We start from the raw sequence: 703 nt of genomic DNA on the forward strand, positions 1-703 counted from the left end.
GGCGGGCGTGGCGTTCGCGGTTGGAGGTGATGGGGTTGGCTTCGCAACCGAATCCTACGCCGCATCAGCGCTTTACCCCTCAGGCGCACTCTTACGAATAAGACGGGTTAGGGAAGACCACTTTTTGGTTCGATAAAGAAGGACAGTGGCGGCCTCGAACAAGTAAGTTCGGAGAAGCCGGTCGCCCCATCGAGATATCTTTCCGTTGGTGTCGGTTTCGCCGGATTGGCTGCGCCTCGGCGTAAGGCCTAGGTAGGCGCCGACCGTCGAAGCCGATCGGAAGCGCGAGGGGTCATCGATCGTGTGGCGGAACGTTAGGGCCGTCACGACACCGACCCCCGGGACCGTCATCAGGCGACGCGTCGTCTCGTCCAGCTTTGCCAACCGGCGGACCTCGTTGTCGAACTTACCTTGTTGCTGACAAACGTTCTCGTGGATCGAGAGCAGCGGCGATATCACGCTGAGAAGCAAATGATCGACGCCCAAGAGTTCGCTGACCTGGTTGCGGAACTGTTGGCCGATCGCGCGAGGGAAAAGCAATCCACATTCCTTGATCAAGCTGCGAACCTGGTTCTCGATGTCTCGGCGCATGGACACTAGTACCCGGAATCAGAGCTGAGTGATACGGCGGCCTTTGAAACGGCGTTGACGGACCTTTTTCTTGGTCCAGACGAAGGGCTCGGCTCTGTCGTTGTATGCGTTG

The 703-nt window shown here is 58.6% G+C and carries 1 protein-coding gene; it reads right to left on the reverse strand.

Going from position 1 to position 703, the window contains the following annotated elements:
* Nucleotides 1–72: 72 nt before the first annotated feature.
* Nucleotides 73–591, reverse strand: coding sequence for a transposase (locus QJT78_RS51845; protein WP_281460917.1), 519 nt, complete (start codon nucleotides 589–591; stop codon nucleotides 73–75).
* Nucleotides 592–703: the final 112 nt, after the last annotated feature.

Source organism: Bradyrhizobium sp. Mp27, assembly GCF_029953005.1.
Taxonomy (GTDB): Bacteria; Pseudomonadota; Alphaproteobacteria; order Rhizobiales; family Xanthobacteraceae; genus Bradyrhizobium; species Bradyrhizobium barranii.

Bases quoted from the DNA above. Each gene is read 5' to 3' on its own strand.
- QJT78_RS51845 (WP_281460917.1), bottom strand. From the start codon at position 591: ATGCGCCGAGACATCGAGAACCAGGTTCGCAGCTTGATCAAGGAATGT.